General features: G+C 60.3%; 15 protein-coding genes, 1 pseudogene and 1 riboswitch. Of the genes and pseudogenes, 9 read left to right on the top strand and 7 right to left on the bottom strand.

What is annotated here, in order from left to right; all coding sequences use genetic code 11:
• Positions 1-26: 26 nt before the first annotated feature.
• Positions 27-2582: an adenosylcobalamin-dependent ribonucleoside-diphosphate reductase gene (locus GSQ93_RS00740; protein WP_158933779.1), complete on the top strand. Its 2556-nt coding sequence runs from the start codon at positions 27-29 to the stop codon at positions 2580-2582.
• Between the two features lie 129 nt (positions 2583-2711).
• Here the strand turns inward: GSQ93_RS00740 and GSQ93_RS00745 are convergent, their stop codons facing one another.
• From GSQ93_RS00745 to GSQ93_RS00755, 3 genes and pseudogenes are all read right to left on the bottom strand, one after another.
• Entirely contained in the window at positions 2712-2849 is a 138-nt protein-coding gene (locus GSQ93_RS00745) for a hypothetical protein (RefSeq protein ID WP_158933780.1), read from the bottom strand.
• 15 nt (positions 2850-2864) lie between these two features.
• Complete coding sequence (locus GSQ93_RS00750) at positions 2865-3218, bottom strand: DUF4148 domain-containing protein (RefSeq protein WP_158933781.1); 354 nt, start codon at positions 3216-3218, stop codon at positions 2865-2867.
• A gap of 461 nt (positions 3219-3679) precedes the next feature.
• A pseudogene (locus GSQ93_RS00755) lies at positions 3680-4588 on the bottom strand (LysR family transcriptional regulator); the annotation flags it as partial.
• Between the two features lie 197 nt (positions 4589-4785).
• On the opposite strand from GSQ93_RS00755, the gene GSQ93_RS00760 reads away from it, so the two are divergent.
• From GSQ93_RS00760 to GSQ93_RS00780, 5 genes are all read left to right on the top strand, one after another.
• Positions 4786-5649 carry an alpha/beta hydrolase fold domain-containing protein gene (locus tag GSQ93_RS00760; RefSeq protein WP_158933817.1) on the top strand — a complete coding sequence of 288 codons (864 nt, stop codon included), beginning with the start codon at positions 4786-4788 and terminating at the stop codon, positions 5647-5649.
• Between the two features lie 12 nt (positions 5650-5661).
• Positions 5662-6852: an efflux RND transporter periplasmic adaptor subunit gene (locus GSQ93_RS00765; protein WP_158933783.1), complete on the top strand. Its 1191-nt coding sequence runs from the start codon at positions 5662-5664 to the stop codon at positions 6850-6852.
• A gap of 138 nt (positions 6853-6990) precedes the next feature.
• The gene (locus GSQ93_RS00770) at positions 6991-10185 is read left to right on the top strand and encodes an efflux RND transporter permease subunit (RefSeq protein ID WP_158933784.1); all 3195 of its coding nucleotides are present in this window, start codon (positions 6991-6993) and stop codon (positions 10183-10185) included.
• A gap of 11 nt (positions 10186-10196) precedes the next feature.
• Entirely contained in the window at positions 10197-11741 is a 1545-nt protein-coding gene (locus tag GSQ93_RS00775) for an efflux transporter outer membrane subunit (RefSeq protein WP_158933785.1), read from the top strand.
• A gap of 120 nt (positions 11742-11861) precedes the next feature.
• On the top strand, positions 11862-12101 hold the full coding sequence (locus GSQ93_RS00780; protein WP_158933786.1) for a hypothetical protein: 240 nt from the start codon (positions 11862-11864) through the stop codon (positions 12099-12101).
• Positions 12102-12130: 29 nt separating this feature from the next.
• Here GSQ93_RS00780 and ppk2 read toward each other — a convergent pair whose 3' ends face one another.
• Positions 12131-13027: a polyphosphate kinase 2 gene (ppk2, locus tag GSQ93_RS00785; protein WP_158933787.1), complete on the bottom strand. Its 897-nt coding sequence runs from the start codon at positions 13025-13027 to the stop codon at positions 12131-12133.
• 287 nt (positions 13028-13314) lie between these two features.
• Here ppk2 and GSQ93_RS00790 point away from each other — a divergent pair, with 287 nt between their 5' ends.
• Positions 13315-13884 carry a DUF2878 domain-containing protein gene (locus tag GSQ93_RS00790; protein WP_158933788.1) on the top strand — a complete coding sequence of 190 codons (570 nt, stop codon included), beginning with the start codon at positions 13315-13317 and terminating at the stop codon, positions 13882-13884.
• A 528-nt stretch (positions 13885-14412) separates the two neighbouring features.
• On the opposite strand, the gene GSQ93_RS00795 is transcribed toward GSQ93_RS00790, so the two are convergent.
• Positions 14413-14973, bottom strand: coding sequence for a histidine phosphatase family protein (locus GSQ93_RS00795; protein WP_158933789.1), 561 nt, complete (start codon positions 14971-14973; stop codon positions 14413-14415).
• A 53-nt stretch (positions 14974-15026) separates the two neighbouring features.
• A riboswitch (cobalamin riboswitch) is annotated at positions 15027-15174 on the top strand.
• A 30-nt stretch (positions 15175-15204) separates the two neighbouring features.
• Here GSQ93_RS00795 and GSQ93_RS00800 point away from each other — a divergent pair.
• Entirely contained in the window at positions 15205-15438 is a 234-nt protein-coding gene (locus tag GSQ93_RS00800) for a CbtB-domain containing protein (RefSeq protein WP_158933790.1), read from the top strand.
• A gap of 8 nt (positions 15439-15446) precedes the next feature.
• Positions 15447-16214 (top strand): CbtA family protein, encoded by a 768-nt coding sequence (locus GSQ93_RS00805; protein ID WP_158933791.1) that lies wholly within the window; start codon positions 15447-15449, stop codon positions 16212-16214.
• A gap of 60 nt (positions 16215-16274) precedes the next feature.
• Here the strand turns inward: GSQ93_RS00805 and GSQ93_RS00810 are convergent, their stop codons facing one another.
• Together GSQ93_RS00810 and GSQ93_RS00815 are read right to left on the bottom strand one after the other, a co-directional pair.
• Positions 16275-16523 (bottom strand): DUF1289 domain-containing protein, encoded by a 249-nt coding sequence (locus GSQ93_RS00810; protein ID WP_158933792.1) that lies wholly within the window; start codon positions 16521-16523, stop codon positions 16275-16277.
• Positions 16520-17818, bottom strand: a complete 1299-nt coding sequence (locus GSQ93_RS00815) for a cobyrinate a,c-diamide synthase (protein ID WP_158933818.1) — start codon at positions 17816-17818, stop codon at positions 16520-16522. The genes GSQ93_RS00810 and GSQ93_RS00815 overlap by 4 nt, the downstream gene beginning before the upstream one ends.

The raw sequence follows: 17818 nt of genomic DNA on the forward strand, positions 1-17818 counted from the left end.
CAATCCGCCTGGTTACGAGGACCGACATGGCTGAAGACGACTTGAAGATCACCGTTTCACCGCAGCAGTTTTCCATCGACGTCATGCTGGAAAAGTATGCGAAGGGTGACGAAACGCGCATTGACGATATTTATCGCCGGGTTGCGCGCGGCGTTGCAATGGCCGAACCCGAGGCGCGGCGCAAGCAGGTCGAGACCGAATTCTTCGAGAATTTCCAGCGTGGCGCCCTGGGCGCGGGCCGCATCATGAGCGCGGCCGGCACCGGTATCCAGGCAACGCTCATCAACTGTTTCGTGCAGCCGGTGGGCGACGCCATCCAGGGCGTGGACGAGAACGGCTTACCGGGCATCTACGTCGCGTTGTTGCAGGCAGCCGAAACCATGCGGCGCGGCGGCGGCGTGGGGTACAACTTTTCCGCGATTCGTCCGAAGGGTGCACGCGTGCATTCCACGGGATCGTCGGCATCGGGGCCGTGCAGTTACATGGATGTGTTCGACGCGTCATGCAGGACTGTTGAAAGCGCCGGGTCGCGGCGCGGCGCGCAGATGGGCATTCTTGATTGCTCGCATCCTGACCTGCTTGAATTTATCGCGGCCAAGCATGTGAAGGGGCGCTGGAATAACTTCAACGTATCGGTCGCGGTGACCGACGAGTTCATGCAAGCCGTTGCTGACGATACCCCCTGGCAACTCGTGCATTCCGCCGAACCGTCACCGTCGTTCAGGGCAACAACCGACGCTCGGCAACGAGACGATGGTATGTGGGTCTATCGCGAAGTGCGGGCACGGGAAGTGTGGGACACGATCATGCGCTCCACCTATGACGTCGCGGAGCCGGGGGTGGTGTTCGTATCGCGCATGAATGACGACAACAATCTGCGAGCGGTGGAGACCATTCGCGCAACCAATCCGTGCGGCGAGCAGCCGTTGCCAGCCTACGGGTGCTGCAACCTCGGACCGTTGAACCTCACACGGTTCGTGCGTGAACCGTTCGCGCAGCGCCATGGCGGAACGCCGGTATTCGATTGGGATGGCTTGGCGAAAAGCACCCGCACGCAGGTTCGTTTTCTCGACGACGTGCTCGACGTAACGCTCTGGCCGTTACCCGAGCAAGACCAGGAAGCGCAAGCGAAGCGGCGCATAGGCGTGGGTTTTACCGGGCTAGGCGACGCGCTTGTCATGCTCGGCGTGCGCTACAACTCGCAGGAAGGCCGCGACTTTGCAATACGCGTGGCGCGGACCATGCGCGACGAGGCGTATCGCGCGTCGGTCGAGCTGGCTCGCGAGCGGGGTGCGTTCCCCCTGTTCGATGCAAAAAAGTACCTGGAAACAGGCACTTTCGCGTCGCGCCTGCCGGATGACATCAAAGCGGAGATTCATCGCGACGGCATTCGCAACAGCCACCTGCTGTCCATTGCGCCAACCGGCACGGTGAGCCTGGCCTTCGCTGATAACGCGTCGAACGGCATTGAGCCGGCGTTCTCGTGGACTTATCAGCGGACCAAGCGCATGGCTGACGGCAGCCGGCAATCGTTCTCCGTGGAAGATCATGCGTACCGCTTGTATCGCGAGCTGGGCGGCGACGTAAAGGCGTTGCCGGCATACTTCGTGAGCGCGCTCGATATGTCCGCGAACGATCATCTGGAAATGATGGCAGCGGTGCAGCCTTTCGTCGATACATCCATCTCGAAGACGGTCAATGTACCGGCCGATTATCCGTTCGATGCGTTCAAGGACCTGTACTTCGACGCCTGGCGCCGGGGCCTGAAGGGGCTGGCTACGTACCGGCCGAACGACACGCTGGGCGCGGTGTTGTCGGTCACGCCTGAAACACCCGCTATCGTTGCATCCGATCCTTCGGACGCAGCGGACGCCGAGGTTCAACTGGACCCGTTGCGCATTGCCATCGATCATCGTCCGCGCGGCGAGTTGCCGGCGATCATCGAGAAGGTGGAATACCTCACGCAGGCCGGCAAGAAGTCACTTTACGTGGCGGTGTCGTTCATGGAGATTACCGGGCGGCTGAGTGGAGAGGATGTCACCATCGAGCGGCCTATCGAGTTCTTCATACCAACGGGGCAGCGCGACGAATCGCAGCAATGGATTACAGCAACCATGCGCTCGTTGTCGCTGGCGGCGCGAGGTGGTTTTGTCGCGCGCAACCTGCAGGATATGCGCAAGGTATCGTGGGATCGAGGGCAAGTGCGGCTGGGTGACGTCGAGCGTCCCGGTGGCCATAAGGCACCCCGTTGGCACGATTCCGAAGTTGCTGCGCTTGCCTATGCGATCCAGCAGATTCTGCACCGGCGGGGCTTCCTCGATATCGAAGGTGGCCAAGTACCCTCGCGGCTGCTTGCGAAGCGTCGGCATGAGGGTACGCAGGCAGCGCTTGAATCGGCGTTATCGGATTCCGGCGATGACGACATCACGACCGTCGAGGAGGACAACGCGGACGCGGCCAACCCGCATGCGCTACTGCCCATTCCCGGCCGCAAGTGCCCGACCTGCGGTGCGAACGCAATGATCCGCAAAGATGGTTGCGACTTCTGCACAGCGTGCGGCGAGGTAGGCGCCTGCGGGTAACGCATCAGCGCGTGATCACTCTCATCTGCGATCACGCGCTCAGCCGGATTTCCACACGCTCATATTCAAGCCGTTGAATATCACTGGCGCGGACTTAATAAGTCCGCGCTCGCCCAAGCGCTCAATCCTTCAACCCGCCGCAGAATCCGCCCATTCCGCTACCTGACGCACGCGCGTTGCTTGCGGCCGGTACGGTTGCCATTGCGTTGCTTCCGGAAGCCAGTCGTCGAGCGCGGAGAACTCTTCAAGGGGTACTGATTCTTTCATGATGGACTCCTTTATTTACTGAACGTGCGAGTTGCCGCTTTGTGTCACTGACCCGTTCGCGAACTCCACGATTCCACGATTACGTTGTTCAGCCGCCGCTGCGTCGCGTGCACGTTGTTCGTGCTGCTCGGCAATGGCAATCCCCGCCATGCTGCGTTCCGGGTAAGTGTTGCGGTTCAGCGCGGGCAGCGTGCCGTTTGCATACGATGCGGCCAGTTCGGCGCGGACTTGTGCGCGTGTCATGGTGCTTTGGCTGGTGACCGCGGTTTGGTACGTGCCTGCGTGTCCGATGCCGCCATCAGCAAATGCCGTGGTGGAGACAATGGCTGAGATAGCGGAGATCGAGAGTGTTGCAATAGCGGTTTTCATGCGTGCTGCTCCTGTCGGTTCATTCGATAAGCATCGAACGGAGTCGATGCAATCAGACTGATAGCGGGGCAGCGGGCGTCGTTCCAGGCAATAAACCCAAGCAATAAAAACCAAATCGACGAGCCGCGCTGCGACAGGACGAAATGTAGTCAAGCGAGTGCTGCGGATAAATGACCGTTAAGCGAAAAGATTAATCGCGATAGGCGAATAATCAAAAAAGCCCTTATAGAAAGGGCTTTTGCGGCGAAACCAGTATTAGCGAAAGGGACTTAAGCCCTTACCCGCGAGAGGGTCGAAAAGAGCTAAAAGCTAAAAAGACAGACCTAAGAGAGACCCGATCAAACGGGTCTCAAGCAAAACTAAACGACCACCTCGGCGGTGCCGGCAACATCGGGCGTCCCATGTTTGACGATCGATTTCGCGGGCGTAGCCGTCGGCAAACAGCGCTGCTCCGCATCTTCCTGGCCCGAGAGCAGAGGACACCGTTCAAATAACTCGGCAGCCCAGTCGACAAAAACCCGCACCTTGGGTGACAAATGTCGGTTATGCGGATAAACCACCGAAATGGGCATGGGCAACGGTTTCCACTGCGGCAGCACCTCGATCAGTTCACCAGAGCGCAAATGCGGAAGGGCCATGAAGCGCGGTATCTGGACAATTCCGACTCCTTTGACGCCGCACGCGATATAAGCCTCGGCGTCATTCACGGCAATCTTCCCGCGCATCTTCACGTCGACGGACTTTCCATCGACGACAAAATCCATATCCATCACGCGGCCGGTGCGGCTGGAAAAATAATTCACGGCCGTATGCTGCTGCAAATCCTCGATGGTATGCGGCACGCCATGAAGTTCGAGATATTCCGGACTTGCGGCGGTCAGGCCTTGAAACACGCCGATCCGGCGCGCGACAAGGCTGGAATCCTGCAGCGTTCCCACGCGAATGACACAATCCACGCCTTCCTGGATCAGGTCGACCGGTTTGTCGCCGAAACCGATCATCAACTCGATGTCCGGATAACGCGTGTGGAATTCACAAAGCTGGGGCATGACGATCATGCGCCCGATCGACCCCGGCATATCGATCCGCAATTTACCGCGCGGACCTTTGCCGGTATTGGCGAACGAACTCTCGGTTTCCTCGATGTCCGCCAGGATCCGCACGCAGCGCTCGTAATACGCGGCGCCGTCCGGCGTGAGGTTGAGGCGTCGTGTCGTGCGTTGCAGGAGACGCACGTTGAGGAACGCTTCGAGGTTCTGAATGATCGTTGTCACCGAGGCGCGCGGCATGTCCATGGTGTCTGCTGCGCGCGAAAAACTATTGGTGTCGACCACTCTTGTAAACACCTGCATAGCTTGTAGCCGGTCCATTTTTCTCTCACCGTCAGTGCTTTGCAGCGCCCGGAATAAGGATGCCGCTCAGACAGGAATGGGCAGTTTCAATCGCGATTGTTCGGTGCGACCGAATTGTGTTGCCGGATTATAGGCATTTATTTCAAATGTCGTTGCCCCCAGAATTCGTTCCATCGCAACTCGGGTGGGATGGCGCGGACGCGCTGAAAATAACCATGGCATCGACGCTGGATCTGGGCCTCTGCATAGAGGATGTTCGAATCGCGGGACATGCGCAACCCATAATCTTGCGCAGTTATCGCCCCGCCTCGGACGGCACCGTTCTGCCGATCGTGCTTTATTTTCATGGCGGCGGCTTTGTACGCGGCACGCTGGATGATGCCGACGTAACGGCCAGAACGATTGCCCGCGATACAGCGGCGTGGGTCATCTCGGTGGGCTACTCGCTAGCACCGGCTTTCCCGTTCCCTGCGGCGCCGGAGGATGCTTATCGGGCGGCGCAATGGGCGGTAGCGAACGCTCGTGCGCAACGCTCGGATGCGAACCGCATCGGCGTCGCGGGGCACGATGCCGGCGGCAACCTGGCCACGTGTCTCGCGGCCATTGCACGGGATCGCGGCGACATCGTGATCCTCGCGCAAGCGCTGCTCGCGCCGTTGCTGGACCCCAGCATGACGCGCATGGCCGACGAGAACAAGGTGCGCTCGCCGGACATCTGCATGGCGGAGTGCGCGCAGTGTTATCGCGCGTATTTGCCGAACGCTTCACAACGGCTTCATCCGTATGCGGCGCCGTTGGAATCGCGGCGTCTTGCCGGTCTGCCGCCGGCGCTGATCGCGAGCGCCCAGCATGATCTGCTGCATATCGAGGCCGAGAAATATGCGGGCGAACTGATCGCCGCCGGCGTGCCGACGGAAGTTACGCGGCACGTGAATGCATCGCATAACGCGCTTGCAGCGGACCCGGCCGCACTCGCCGACGTAGTCGCGTTCTTCAAGAAACGGCTGCGCGCGCGGACGGTCGCGCCGCTTGCGCCGCTTGGCGACACACAAAAAATTCAAACAATCTCAACGACTTAATCGGAGCAACGCATGTCCATCACTCGCAAACGTCTTACCGTCGCGCTAGGCGCCGCGCTGGTCGTCGCAGGCATCGGAACATTCACTGCCATGCATGGTTTCGGCCACGGCGATCTGCCGGTGAACGGTGCTGAAGCCGCGATCAAGCCATCGGCGCCCGCCATGGAAGTGGATGTCGCCACGGTGGTCTCGAAGACCATCACCGACTACCAGAACTATTCGGGCCGCCTGGAAGCGGTCGACAAGGTCGAGATCCGTCCGCTCGTGCCGGGGACCATCGTCGCAGTGCATTTTGCCGATGGCGCGCTGGTGAAAAAGGGCGATCCGCTCTTTACCATCGACCCGCGGCCGTACGTGGCGCAAGTCGATCAGGCCGCGGCGCAACTCGCGGCGGCCCAGGCTCGCAACGGTTATACCTCGACCGATGCGGCGCGCGCGGAACGTTTGCTGGCGGACAACGCCATCGCCAAGCGCGACTACGACGAGAAGCAGAATGCTTCGCACGAAGCCGCGGCGAACCTGAAGGCTGCGCAAGCGGCGCTCGAAACGGCGAAAATCAACCTGACGTACACGCAGATCGTGGCGCCGGTGTCGGGCCGGGTGTCGCGTGCGGAAATGACGGTGGGCAATATTGTGTCGACGGGTTCCAGCGCACCGCTGCTGACCACGCTGGTGTCGGTGTCGCCCATCTACGCGTCGTTTGACGTCGATGAACAAACCTACCTGCGTTACCTGAGCCGCGATTCGCGTGCCAGCGTGCCGGTCTCGCTCGGCCTCGCGAATGAAGATGGTTTCTCGCGTGAAGGCAAGGTCGCGTCCGTCGATAACCAGCTCGATACGGGCTCGGGAACGATTCGCGTGCGGGCACGTTTCGATAACGCCGACGGTTCGCTGGTGCCGGGTCTCTATGCGCGCATCAAGGTAGGCGGAGGCACGCCGCATCCGGCTGTGCTGATCGACGATGCCGCGATCGGGACCGACCAGGACAAGAAGTTCGTGATGGTGGTCGACCCGGACAATCGCGTGCAATACCGCGAAGTCACGCTCGGCACGTTGAGCGAAGGCATGCGCGTGATTGTGAAGGGCTTGCAGCCGGGCGAGCGGATCGTGGTCAACGGTCTGCAGCGCGTACGTCCGAACGATGTGGTGAAGGCCAACTCCGTAGCAATGGCGAGCGCATTGCCGCCTAAAGACGCTTCATAAGACGCGCTTTACAAGACGAGTTTATAAGCGCTTAACAGCGGCTCCTCGCGTGTGTGGTCCGTGGCGGTTCGTTCCTGACGGGACGGACTGGCCGGCGGTTACGCGCGCGCAGCCTCTCATGCAGATAAAGAAAACGTCATGAACATTTCCAAGTTTTTCATCGACCGCCCGATCTTTGCGGGTGTGATGTCGGTGCTCATCCTGCTGGCGGGCATCATCGCCATGTTCAAGCTGCCGATCTCCGAATATCCGGAAGTCGTGCCGCCGTCCGTGGTCGTGCATGCGCAATATCCGGGTGCGAATCCGAAAGTGATCGCCGAAACAGTGGCGTCGCCATTGGAAGAGCAGATCAACGGCGTGGAAGACATGCTGTACATGCAGTCGCAGGCTAACAGCGACGGCAACCTGACCATCACGGTGACGTTCAAGCTTGGCACGGACCCGGATAAGGCGCAGGAACTGGTGCAGAACCGCGTGTCGCAAGCGCTGCCGCGCTTGCCGGAAGACGTGACGCGGCTCGGCGTGACGACGATCAAGTCGTCGCCGACGCTCACCATGGTGGTTCACTTGAACTCGCCTAATGACCGCTACGACATGACGTATCTGCGCAACTACGCGCTGATCAACGTGAAGGACCGGCTTGAGCGGATCCAGGGCGTGGGCCAGGTTCAGCTGTGGGGCTCGGGCGATTACTCCATGCGCATCTGGCTCGACCCGCAAAAGGTCGCTCAGCGTGGCATGACGGCAACCGATGTGGTCAACGCGATTCGCGAGCAGAACGTGCAGGTGGCGGCCGGGGTGATTGGTGCATCGCCGACGTCGTCGAACGTGCCGTTGCAACTCAACGTGAATGCGCAAGGCCGCTTGCAGACCGAAGCGGAGTTCCGGGACATCGTGCTCAAGACTTCGCCTGACGGCGCAGTCACGCATTTGAGCGACGTGGCGCGGGTCGAGTTGGCTGCATCGGAATATGGCTTGCGTTCGCTGCTCGACAACAAGTCGGCGGTCGCCATGGCGATCAACCAGCAACCGGGTGCGAACTCGCTGCAGATCTCCGATTCGGTCCGCGAGACCATGAAGGAACTGAAAGCGGACATGCCGGCGGGCGTCGATTATCAAATCGTCTATGACCCGACGCAGTTCGTGCGCTCGAGTATTGAAGCGGTGATTCATACGCTGATCGAAGCCATTGCGCTGGTCGTGCTGGTGGTGATCGTGTTCCTGCAAACCTGGCGCGCGTCGATTATTCCGCTGCTGGCGGTGCCGGTGTCGATCATCGGTACGTTCTCGTTGCTGCTGGCGTTCGGCTTCTCGATCAACGCGTTGTCATTGTTCGGCATGGTGCTGGCAATCGGGATCGTGGTCGATGATGCGATCGTGGTGGTGGAAAACGTCGAGCGGAATATCGAGGCGGGGTTATCGGCGCGAGAGGCGACCTATCAGGCCATGCGAGAAGTGAGCGGGCCGATTATCGCCATTGCACTGACGCTGACCGCCGTGTTCGTGCCGCTCGCGTTCATGTCCGGCTTGACGGGGCAGTTCTACAAGCAGTTCGCGATGACCATCGCCATCTCCACGGTGATCTCGGCCTTCAACTCGCTGACGTTGTCGCCGGCGCTGGCAGCCTTGCTGCTGAAGGGCCATGACGAACCGAAGGACTGGCTGACGCGCGGAATGGATCGGGTGTTCGGTGGCTTCTTCCGCCAGTTCAACAAGGTCTTCAAGCGTGGTTCGGAGAACTACGGCAAGGGTGTGACGGGCGTTATCAACCGCAAGGCGCTGATGATGGGCGTGTATATCGTGTTGTTGTGCGGCGCTGTGCTAATGAGCAAGGTCGTGCCTGGCGGTTTCGTGCCGGCGCAGGACAAGGAGTACCTGATCAGCTTTGCGCAGTTGCCCAACGGCGCGTCGCTTGATCGTACGGAGGCGGTGATTCGCCAGATGACGGACATCGCGCGGAAAACGCCGGGCGTGCAAAGCGCGGTGGAGTTCCCGGGCTTGTCGGTGAACGGTTTCACGAATTCGTCGAGCGCGGGCATTGTGTTCGTGACGCTCAAGCCGTTTAACGAACGCAAGGGCGCAGCGCTCTCTGCAGGAGCCATTGCAGGCTCGCTGAACCAGAAATACGCGGCCATCAAGGGTTCGTTCATTGCTGTGTTCCCACCGCCGCCAGTGCTTGGGCTGGGAACGCTGGGCGGCTTCAAGCTGCAACTGGAAGACCGTGGCGCGCTGGGCTACGCCGCACTGAACGACGCGACGCAAGCGTTCATCAAGCGTGCATCGCAGACGCCTGAACTCGGCCCGACGTTCTCCAGCTATCAGATCAACGTGCCGCAATTGAACGTGGATCTGGACCGGGTGAAAGCGAAGCAACTGGGTGTCTCCGTCACCGATGTATTCAGCACGATGCAGGTCTATCTCGGCTCGCTGTATGTGAACGACTTCAACCGCTTCGGCCGTGTGTACCAGGTTCGGGTGCAGGCGGATGCGCCGTTCCGGTCGAGCTCGGAGGACATCGGTCTGCTCAAGACGCGTAACGCGAATGGCGAGATGGTGCCGTTGTCGTCGCTCGTCAAGGTGACGCCGACCTATGGTCCCGAGATGGTGGTGCGCTACAACGGCTACACCGCTGCGGACATCAACGGTGGTCCGGCTCCAGGGTATTCGTCGGGCCAGGCACAAGCTGCAGTGGAACGCATTGCGGCTGAAACGCTGCCGCGCGGTATCAAGTTTGAGTGGACCGACCTGACGTATCAGCAGATCCTCGCGGGAAATGCCGCCATGTGGGTGTTCCCGATCAGCGTGCTGCTGGTGTTCCTGGTACTGGCTGCGCTGTATGAAAGCCTGACGCTGCCGCTCGCCGTGATCCTGATCGTGCCCATGAGCATTCTGTCGGCGCTGGTCGGTGTGTGGCTCACGAAGGGCGACAACAACATCTTCACGCAGATCGGCTTGATGGTGCTGGTGGGGTTGTCGGCGAAGAACGCCATCCTGATCGTGGAATTTGCGCGAGAGCTGGAAATGCAGGGTCGTTCGATTGTGCAGGCCGCTATTGAAGCCAGCCGTCTGCGTCTGCGGCCAATCTTGATGACGTCGATCGCTTTCATCATGGGCGTGGTACCGCTCGTGCTCTCGTCGGGCGCGGGTTCGGAAATGCGCCATGCAATGGGTGTGGCGGTGTTCTTCGGCATGCTCGGTGTGACGCTGTTCGGCCTGATGCTCACGCCGGTGTTTTATGTGCTGTTGAGAAAGCTGGCTGGCGGCGAACATCTCGTCGACAAGCATGGCCACAATCCGCACATCAGCGGTGTCAATGCTTCAGCTGAAGCATGAGAGAGATTGAAATGAAAACGTTGAATACAAAGCGATGGCTGGGATTGTCGGCGTTACTCGGATCGTTGCTGGTTGTTGCGGGCTGTTCGCTCGCACCGACCTACACGAAGCCCGACGTGAGCGCGCCGGCAGCCTTCAAGGAAACACCGCAGGAAACAACGCAGCAAACGGCGTTGGCGCCCTCTGAACAAGGCACGTGGAAGACGGCGCAACCGTCGGAGCAGGTGCTGCGCGGTGAATGGTGGACTGTTTTCAACGACCCCACGCTCAACGCTCTGGAACATCAGGCGCTTGAGGCAAATCAGAACCTGAAGGCAGCGGCCGCGCGCGTGAAGGAATCGCGCGCGATCAACCAGACGGCGCGGGCGGGCTTGTTCCCGACGTTGGATGCGGGTTTCGGGCCGACGCGCGAGAAGCTTTCGCCGGCGTCCCAGTTCCTTCCCGCCAACGCGAACGTGCCCTCACAGACCCTGTGGCGCGCTGAGGGGAGTGCATCGTATGAAGTGGATCTGTTCGGTCGCGTATCGGACTCGGTGAAGGCCGCGAACGCCGGCACCGAGCAAAGCGAAGCGCTGTTCCGGTCCGTGCAACTTGCGTTGCAGGCTGACGTGGCGCAGAACTACTTCAACCTGCGTGAACTTGATTCGGAAAGCGATGTCTTTACGCGGACCGTGACGCTGCGCGAGCAGGCGCTGAAGCTTGTGCAGAACCGCTTTAACGAAGGCGAGATCAGTGAGCTGGACGTGGCGCAGGCCAAGTCGGAACTGGCCACCGCCAAGTCCGACGCCATGACAGTGCAGCGCGCGCGTGCCGCGTCCGAACATAGCCTCGCCGTGCTGTTGGGTAAGGCGGCATCGCAGTTCTCGATGGCGGCGAACCCGCTGACGCCTGTCGATATCAAGATTCCACCGGGCTTGCCTTCATCGTTGCTCGAACGCCGTCCGGATATTTCGGCAGCCGAACGCGCGATGGCGGCGGCGAACTCGCGCATTGGCGTGGCGAAGTCGGCGTTTTTCCCCTCGCTCAACATAACGGGCTCGGGTGGATTCGAATCGGCGACACTCGGCGATCTCTTCAACTGGTCGAGCCGCACGTTCCTGCTCGGACCGTTCGCGGGGACGGCGCTCAATCTGCCGATCTTCGATGGCGGCCGTCGCAAGGGCAATCTCGCGAACGCGCGCGCGATCTATGAAGAGGATGTCGCGAACTATCGGCAGCAGGTGTTGGTGGCGTTCCAGGAAGTGGAGGACAACCTCTCGGACCTGCGCATCCTGCAGGACCAGACACGCACGCAAGCTGAAGCAGTGAGCGCGTCGAATCGGGCAGCGCAGTTGTCTCGTTCGCAGTACACCGAGGGCGCGGTCAATTATCTTGATGTGATCGATGCCGAGCGTACCGTGCTGCAGTCGCAACGCGCAGCGGTACAACTGGCGGGCGTGCAGGCGACGTCGACGGTGAACCTGATCCGCGCATTGGGCGGCGGTTGGGGAGACATGCCTGCTGCACCTGCAACGCCGGTCGCGGCCGCGTCGGATGCGAGCGTAGCGTCGCGATAAGCATTAAACGCAGCACTGGAAGCGCGATTGTTCAAAACGCGCGACAAGTGTCTTCGATTACAGAGGGTTTATCCGGAGGCTCCCGGTCCGTAAAATAACAATATGGATACGGGAGCCGTCATGAAAGCCTTAATCGAACGACAACTCTACCGACCCGCCGTCGTACTACCGCTGTTGGTCTTGATGCGCCTGATGGTGACGCTCGATTTCAACCTGATGCAAGTGACGTTCGTCGTGGTCATGAAGGGTTCGCAATACATGTTTCAAGCGGTCTTCAGGCGTCGCTTCGATCAAGCCGATCGTAGCGATGCCCGCCCGCCGCAGGTCCATGCCATGCATGACAAGACCTGCCACTGCTAGCCCCCTGCCGCTGCTTACTCTTTCATCAATCAATATATTTCCGGCACGATAATGCTGTCCGGCACAGGCTGCCGCAGATAATCGTCGTTATGAACGCGGGAAGGCAATTCGATCGTGGGATGCTCGATGTCGTGATACGGCACCTGGCTCAACAGGTGATGAATGCAGTTCAGCCGCGCGCGTTTCTTGTCCACGGCCTGCACGACCCACCACGGCGCTTCGGGAATATTCGAGCGCGCCAGCATCACTTCCTTCGCGTGCGTATAGGCTTCCCAGCGACGACGGCTTTCCAGGTCCATCGGGCTCAGCTTCCACTGTTTCAACGGATCCTGAATGCGTGCCTGGAAGCGGACTTCCTGCTCGTCGTCGGTGATCGAAAACCAGTACTTCAAGATCTGCACGCCGCTGCGGACCAGCATCTTTTCAAATTCGGGCACGGAGCGATAAAACTCTTCGTACTCCGCATCGGTACAGAAATTCATCACGCGTTCCACACCGGCCCGGTTATACCAACTGCGGTCGAACAGCACGATCTCGCCGCCTGCCGGCAGATGCGACACGTAGCGCTGGAAATACCACTGGGTGCGTTCACGATTGTTCGGTGCGGGCAATGCGGCGACGCGGCAAACGCGCGGATTCAGCCGCTGCGTGATGCGCTTGATCGCGCCGCCCTTGCCGGCGGCGTCGCGTCCTTCAAAGATCACCACGAGCCGGTGGCCACTGGACACTACCCAATCCTGCAGCTTGACGAGCTCGCCTTGCAGGCGGAACAGCTCGCGAAAATAGATCTTGCGCTGCTCGCGCGCCTCGGCGGAAAACGCGCCGTCGCCGTCGAGGATGCGGTCGTCGACTTCCATCTCCAGTTCTTCGTCGTAGCTGTCGATCAGGTCTTCTTCGAAGCGGCGCTGTTTATCCTGCGAAATCATGGGAAGCTCCGTTTGGTTGGGCGTGTTGACGGCGTTGACCGAGTTGACCACGTTGACTTTCGCCCCGGCAGGCAATGCAAAACCTGGCAATCTTGCAAATTATCGATTATCTCACCCGATAATTTCAGGAATGTTACGGCCGGCATGTCAAGAGCACGGCGACGGTTAGACGAATGATCCGCCTTTCCGCCAGAGGCATACGTGAACGGCCGGCGGCTATAGGCGGTTGCGTTAATGTACGTTCTGCACTTATGCATTTTGCACTTTGCCCGGAAACTGGAAACCGCATGCACGACTCATCCATTGACACACGGCGCCCATCAATAGTCGAACGGTGGGCGCCGTCCGTCTATTTCGTAATCGGGCAACTCGGCTGGTTTGCCTGTGTGCTGAGCGCCGCACGCGACGTGCCATGGATGGGCGTGGCCACCACCATTGTGCTCGTCGCTATGCATCTGGCGCGCGTCGAGCGGCCGATGCAGGAGTTCAAGCTGCTGGTCAGTGTGGTGTTGGTGGGTGCGATCTGGGAGAGCGTGCCGGTTGCGACCGGGTTGCTCGTGTATCCCAACGGCACCGTGTTGCCGGGTGCTGCACCTTACTGGATCCTTGCATTGTGGGCGCTGTTCGCGGCCCAGTTCAACACCACGTTCGGGTGGCTCAAGCAACGCATGTTGCTTGCTTCGGTGCTTGGCGCCATAGCAGGGCCAATGTCGTTTCGCGCCGGCGCAGCGCTGGGCGCAGTGCGATTTGCGCATCCATTGCCGGCAACGATCGTGCTGGCGATCGGCTGGGCCTTCCTGATGCCGGTGTTGATCCTGTTGTCGCGTCGGTGGGACGGGGTTCACGACGCCCGCTGATTCAGCGATCAAGCGGCCAGTCATGTTCAAGGGCGTTGGATGCGCGCCGTGAGATCTTCGTCGTGAAGCTGGAATAGTCCTTGCTAAGTATCCCGGGGTGATCCAAGGATTATTTCAGGGCTTGATTGATGACTAGCAGAACCGAATTTGAAACAAGAGAAACGGGTTGGCGCGCTCAATCCGATGTTGCGAGCATCGCAAGACAAGCATGGTCGGATGCGATTCCCGCAGCCACGCCAACGGCGCCTTCCCGCACTACACCACCAGCGACGTACTTTATATCGGTGCTCGAATTAGCTACCGGCGAGAAGCTTGGCAATGACGAACGCCTTCGCGCCATCGCAATTCTTGAAGCGCATTTTGCCGCGGGACGCCCTCGCACGCTAACGGAAGCGATCAGGATCTGCGCAGGCGCGATCGATTCTTCGACGCTTCAGCGGATGGCGCGCGGCGCGAAGGGGTGACACCTTACGCGCTCTCAGCGCTTCATCATTGTTTTCAGCCGCTAGCAAGAGCGACGTGTTTTCGTCATACCGAAGACTTGCATCGAAAACGCCATGCTTCGCCTGAAAGAGTGAGTGTGAGCGCCGAAAGCGGTTCCAGGTCCATGCAATAAATGGCCGTGAGCGGTGCGTCCAGCACGATCGCCAGCACGGTCTTGACAACGATTGCATGCGTTACGACCAGCATGACTCCCGCCTCCCGAATGCTCCCCAGCGCACCGCGAACCCTTGTTTGAAGGGCTTCCAGGCTTTCGCCGCCATGCGCCGCGCTTCCCGGTTCGGAAAGCCATGCGCCCAATCCAGCCGCGTCTTCATCATGGACCTCGCGGATCGGACGACCCTGCCACAGACCGTAATCCAGGTCGCTCCATGAGGCGTCGACACGCGTCGGGATTCCGAACGCCCGTCCGGTTTGCATGGCCGCGTGGGCCGGGCTTGTGACGATGCGATCGGGTTGAAACATCGAAGCAAGCTGCGGGAGTCGGGGTAACTCAAGCTCATCAATCGCGTCGCCGGTACTTGGAAACGAGCCGGTTTTCATCGCGTGCGTAGTCGCGTGGCACAGCAAGATAAGTTCGGTTTTCATGACGCTCGATTAAGGGATTGCTAACGGACTGCTTTACATTCCACCAACTCATTTTAGAATGGCAAGCTTGCAGCGCGAGGAAGTCGGTGAAAACCCGGCACGGTCGCGCCACTGTGAGCGGATGTCGAATGGGGCTGATAGCGTTTCAGCCTTCGTTCAGCCTCTGCAAGTCAGACCCCCGCTGCAGCCTTTCTTTTGTCTTACGGGACGCGCATTCCCTTGGAGTCGTTCATGAATCATCCTGCCGCATCCGCCAGTTTGTCCGGCAACAATCCCGCATTTGATGCACCCGTGCCCATTCCGGTGCGTGAAGTGTTGCCCTGGGCCGTCTTTATCGGTCTGCTTTTGCTGATCGCGATTTATTTTGTCGGCGCCGAACAGGGCGCGACCTCGATCTTCCAGGGCATGTATATCCACGAGTTCGTCCACGATGGTCGCCATCTGCTCGGCTTTCCCTGCCACTGAGACCGACCATGATCCGAAACCTTTTGATACGCGGCATGATCGCGGGACTCGTCGCGGGCCTGCTGGGCTTTTGCGTGGCGAAAACCTTTGGTGAGCCAGCGGTTGATCGCGCGATTGCTTTCGAGTCGCAGCAGGACAAGCTGCGCGATGAAGCGGACGCGGCGGCCGGGCATCCCCACGATCCCGCCGACGACGTCGAACTCGTCAGTCGCGGCACGCAAGCGGGGCTGGGATTACTGACCGGTGTCTGCGTGTTCGGGACCGCGCTGGGCGGCCTGTTCTCGCTCGTGTTCGCTTTTTCGTATGCAAGGATTGGCGCTTTGCGCGCTCGCGGTACGTCGGCGTTGCTCGGCTTGTTCGGCTTCGTGACTATTGCGATTGTGCCGTTCCTTAAATATCCGCCTAATCCGCCTTCCGTGGGCAACCCGGAGACTATCGGCGCACGAACCGCGCTGTTTTTCGGCATGGTCGCCATTTCGCTGATCGTGGCCGTGTTTGCGGTGCGCTTGCAGCGTCGTTTGCAAGCACGTCACGGAAATTGGGATGCAGTGCTGGTCTCGGTTGCCGTTTATATCGTGCTGATGGGGTTGGCGTACGTTGCGCTGCCGCCCATCGACGAAGTGCCGAAGCTGTTCTCAGCCGCGCTGCTATGGAAATTCCGCGTGGCGGCAATCGGTATCCAGGCGGTGATCTGGACCACGCTGGGTTTGCTCTTCGGCGTGCTCGCACAACGTGAACTGGAAAAGGTGCCGGTGCGGCGGATTGCTTCGGTCTGAGCGCTTGGTTGATGCGTTAGTGTGGACTCGATGAGGGGCGGCTTGCGGGCCGCCCTTTTTTTATAACGCGGCCTTGCGTGCAAGCAGGGTATCGAACAGCGCGAGCTTGTCGCCGTCGGCCATTGTTTTCCACGCCTTGATTTCCTCGCGGCTTCTGAAGCAGCCTTCGCAATGACCCGTGGTCTTGTCGAGCCGGCATACGTCGGTGCACGGCGAGCCGACGGGTTGAAGCTGTTTAGCGCGCTCGATGGTGAACGTGAGTTCGAGTGGTGCTTCCGTTTCCATCGGCAATTCCATAGGCGTTGTCATAGCGTTTCGCCGCGAAAGAGGGCGGCCGCTGCCGCCGGATTCGTCGGCCAGTAAGTGTGCATGTAGGTCGCGGTGATCGGGCCATGACGATAAATCGCTTCGCCTTCAACGCCGGTGGTGGCGTGCGTTGCGGTGAGCATCGGCAACATGCCGGTCGTCATCGACGAGTAGTGGAAGGTGTGGCCGGTGTGAGTGCCGTGACGGCTTTCAACACGCTGCATCGCTAGCCGGGCCAGGCGTTTCTGCATCTTCGCGTGCCCCGGCAAAAGGGCAAGCATCGCATGCTGCGAACCTTCGATGTCCGTCAGCGAATCGAGTAGATACAGCATGCCGCCGCATTCCGCGACCACCGCTTTACCGGCCGCGACATGCTCGCGAATCGAGGCCGCACTCACTGCGTTCGCTGAAAGCCGGGCAGCGTGCAACTCCGGATATCCACCCGGCAGATAAAGCGCATTGGCATGCGCGGGGACGGGTTCATCGGCGAGAGGAGAGAAAAGCGCGAGCGTCGCGCCCATCGCCTCCAGCAGATCGAGATTTGCCGGGTAGATGAATGAAAACGCGTCATCGCGAGCAATGGCGATGTGCATGCCTTCCAGCAAACGCGGCGGCTGTTCTGTCGCTTCATGCTCGAACGCCACCGCGGGCGGCAGATCGCGCAACGCCGTCTCGCCGATGGCGTCCGCTGCACGATCCAGCCGGGCATCGATGTCCGCCACCTCCGCTGCTTGCGTGAGACCCAGATGCCGTCCGGGTAGCGCAAAGTCGTCGGTGCTCGACAGATGCCCGCAATATCGAATGCCTTCGGGGATGGATTCACTCAGCATTTGCGCATGCCGCGCCGATGCCACGCGATTGGCGAGCACGCCATAAAACGGCAGGTCCGCCCGGTAGCGCGCGAGCCCGAACGCCATTGCGCCGAAGGTCTGCGCCATGCCGTGTGCGCCGATCACGGCGAGCACCGGCACGCCGAACGTGGTGGCGAGATCGGCGCTGCTGGGCGTGCCGTCGAAGAGACCCATCACGCCTTCGATCAGGATCAAATCGGCTTCCTGCGCCGCTTGCGCGAGCAGCGCGCGGCAGCCGCTTTCACCGACCATCCACAAATGCAGCGAATACACCGGCGCGCCGGATGCGCGTTCCAGGATCATCGGATCGAGAAAATCGGGGCCGGTCTTGAAGACCCGCACCCGCAGGCCTTGCCGCGCGTGATAGCGCGCGAGCCCTGCCGTGACGGTGGTCTTGCCCTGGTTCGACGCAGGCGCGCTGATGAATAAAGCGGGGCAGGCGCGCAC

The organism is Burkholderia sp. S171, assembly GCF_009766085.1.
GTDB lineage: Bacteria > Pseudomonadota > Gammaproteobacteria > Burkholderiales > Burkholderiaceae > Caballeronia.

Bases quoted from the DNA above. Each gene is read 5' to 3' on its own strand.
- GSQ93_RS00810 (WP_158933792.1), bottom strand. From the start codon at position 16,523: ATGACAACGCCTATGGAATTGCCGATGGAAACGGAAGCACCACTCGAA.
- GSQ93_RS00740 (WP_158933779.1), top strand. From the start codon at position 27: ATGGCTGAAGACGACTTGAAGATCACCGTTTCACCGCAGCAGTTTTCC.
- ppk2 (WP_158933787.1), bottom strand. From the start codon at position 13,027: ATGATTTCGCAGGATAAACAGCGCCGCTTCGAAGAAGACCTGATCGAC.
- GSQ93_RS00760 (WP_158933817.1), top strand. From the start codon at position 4,786: ATGGCATCGACGCTGGATCTGGGCCTCTGCATAGAGGATGTTCGAATC.
- GSQ93_RS00745 (WP_158933780.1), bottom strand. From the start codon at position 2,849: ATGAAAGAATCAGTACCCCTTGAAGAGTTCTCCGCGCTCGACGACTGG.
- GSQ93_RS00750 (WP_158933781.1), bottom strand. From the start codon at position 3,218: ATGAAAACCGCTATTGCAACACTCTCGATCTCCGCTATCTCAGCCATT.
- GSQ93_RS00770 (WP_158933784.1), top strand. From the start codon at position 6,991: ATGAACATTTCCAAGTTTTTCATCGACCGCCCGATCTTTGCGGGTGTG.
- GSQ93_RS00780 (WP_158933786.1), top strand. From the start codon at position 11,862: ATGAAAGCCTTAATCGAACGACAACTCTACCGACCCGCCGTCGTACTA.
- GSQ93_RS00790 (WP_158933788.1), top strand. From the start codon at position 13,315: ATGCACGACTCATCCATTGACACACGGCGCCCATCAATAGTCGAACGG.
- GSQ93_RS00795 (WP_158933789.1), bottom strand. From the start codon at position 14,973: ATGAAAACCGAACTTATCTTGCTGTGCCACGCGACTACGCACGCGATG.
- GSQ93_RS00775 (WP_158933785.1), top strand. From the start codon at position 10,197: ATGAAAACGTTGAATACAAAGCGATGGCTGGGATTGTCGGCGTTACTC.
- GSQ93_RS00800 (WP_158933790.1), top strand. From the start codon at position 15,205: ATGAATCATCCTGCCGCATCCGCCAGTTTGTCCGGCAACAATCCCGCA.
- GSQ93_RS00765 (WP_158933783.1), top strand. From the start codon at position 5,662: ATGTCCATCACTCGCAAACGTCTTACCGTCGCGCTAGGCGCCGCGCTG.
- GSQ93_RS00805 (WP_158933791.1), top strand. From the start codon at position 15,447: ATGATCCGAAACCTTTTGATACGCGGCATGATCGCGGGACTCGTCGCG.